1 protein-coding gene is annotated in these 2,158 nt (G+C 65.4%); it reads left to right on the top strand.

Annotated features, from left to right (window positions below):
- Positions 1-83 precede the first annotated feature (83 nt).
- A partial coding sequence (locus EN993_RS35080) for a bifunctional [glutamine synthetase] adenylyltransferase/[glutamine synthetase]-adenylyl-L-tyrosine phosphorylase (RefSeq protein WP_127266170.1) occupies positions 84-2,158 on the top strand: 2,075 nt, incomplete at its 3' end.

The raw sequence follows: 2,158 nt of genomic DNA, 5'->3' as shown, positions 1-2,158 counted from the left end.
TTCCACAATGGCCGGCTTGATCTCTTGCCTGGCAATCCCGGATTATCCGTGGTCATGAGTTTCCCGGCACGGGAGGATCACTGATGAGCACGGCTGCAAAGCGGGCGGCGACGGATTGGCTGCTGAAGCCGGCGGCCAGGCTTGCTCCGCTGGATGAAGGCCATGCGCGGCAAGAACTGGCCGAGATCGCTTCAGCGGCGCGGGAAGAAGGGCTGACGCGGTTGGCCAAGTTCCTGGCCGGCAAAGGGGAGAGCCAGGATTTCCTCGCCGCCGTTTTCGATCTGTCTCCGTTCCTGCGCGATACGGCACGCCGCCGGCCGCGGATTCTGGACGGCCTCTTCGACCAGCCCGTCGAGGCTCGGCTGAAAGCGATCGGCGCTGCCATCGACCAGGCCTATCTCGCCGAGGCGGTCTCGGAATCCAGCCTGATGATGGAGCTGCGCCAATGGAAGGCCGAGGCGCATTTCCTGATCGCGCTGGCCGATCTTGCCGGCGAAGCCGAAACGGCGCTGACGGTGCGGCGGCTGAGCGACCTTGCCGATGCCTGCACCCGCGCCGCTGTCGACTTCCTGCTGCGCGACGCACATGGCCAGGGCAAGCTCAAACTGCGGGATCTCGACAATCCGTCGAAGCAATCGGGCTGGATCCTGCTCGGCATGGGCAAGCTCGGCGCGCACGAGCTGAATTTCTCGTCCGACATCGACCTTGTGGTTTTCTTCGATCCGGAAGCGCCCGCTGTCGCTGATCCCCTCGATGCCACCGAGCTGTTCTCGCGCTTGACGCGCCGCCTGGTGCGCATCCTGCAGGACCGCACCGAGCACGGTTATGTCTTCCGCACCGATCTGAGGCTCCGCCCCGATCCCGGTTCGACCCCGCTGGCGATCCCGGTTGAGGCGGCACTGCGCTACTATGAGGCACGCGGCCAGAACTGGGAGCGCGCCGCCATGATCAAGGCACGTCCGGTGGCCGGAGATTTGGCCGCGGGCGTTGCCTTCCTCAAGGAGTTGCAGCCCTACATCTGGCGCAAATACATGGACTACGCGGCGATTGCCGACGTCCATTCGATCAAGCGCCAAATCCACGCCCACAAGGGTCATGGCGAGATCGCCGTCAAGGGTCACAACGTCAAGCTCGGGCGCGGTGGAATCCGCGAGATCGAGTTCTTCGTCCAGACCCAGCAACTCATCGCCGGCGGACGCTTCCCGGAACTGCGTGGCCGCGAGACCGTGCCGATGCTCGGCCAGCTCGCCGCACGCGGCTGGATCACCGCCGATGCGTGCGACGCGTTGGCTCGTCAATACTGGTTCCTGCGCCGCGTCGAACATGCCGTGCAGATGGTTGCCGACGAGCAGACGCACACGCTGCCGGAAGACGATGAAGGACTGGAACGCATCGCCCGCATGCTCGGCTTTGCCGATGCTTCTGCCTTTGCCCTGGCATTCCGCGCCTCGCTGCAGCAGGTGGAACGCCATTACGCGGCTCTTTTCGAAACCGCGCCGGAACTGTCGACGGGCATAGGCAATCTGGTGTTCACCGGCGATGTCGACGATCCCGATACGTTGCAGACCTTGCACGGCCTCGGCTTTCAGCGGCCAAGCGACATCTGCCGCGTCATCCGCGGCTGGCATTTCGGCCGCTATCGCGTCACCCAGTCGGCGGAGGCGCGCGAGCGGCTGACGGAACTGACGCCGGCGCTGCTGCGCTCCTTCGGCCAGACGCGCCGGGCGGACGAAGCCCTGATGCGCTTCGACGAGTTTCTCGCCGGCCTGCCGGCCGGCATCCAGCTGTTTTCCCTGCTGCAGTCCAATCCGGCCCTGCTGAAGCTTCTGGCGACGATCATGGGGGCTGCACCCCGGCTGGCGGCGATCATCACCCGCCGGCCGCATGTCTTCGATGGTCTGCTCGACCCGGCCTTGCTGACAGAGCTACCGGACCGGGCCTATCTGTCGGCGCGGCTTTCCGCCTTTGTCGAGGGCGACCGGCTTTATGAGGACGTGCTCGACCGGCTGCGCATTTTTGCCTCCGAGCACAAGTTCCTGATCGGCGTCAGGCTGCTCGCCGGCTCGATCGATCCGGCGCGGGCCGGTCGCGCCTTTTCCGATCTGGCAGATCTCACCATCGAGGCGGCGTTGCAGGCGGTGACGGCAGAATTCGCGGC

Source organism: Mesorhizobium sp. M7D.F.Ca.US.004.01.2.1 (assembly GCF_003997785.1).
In the GTDB taxonomy this organism is placed as follows: Bacteria; Pseudomonadota; Alphaproteobacteria; order Rhizobiales; family Rhizobiaceae; genus Mesorhizobium; species Mesorhizobium loti.
Note: the sequence above shows the minus strand (reverse complement) of the source record. Positions and strands in the feature narration are given on the sequence as shown.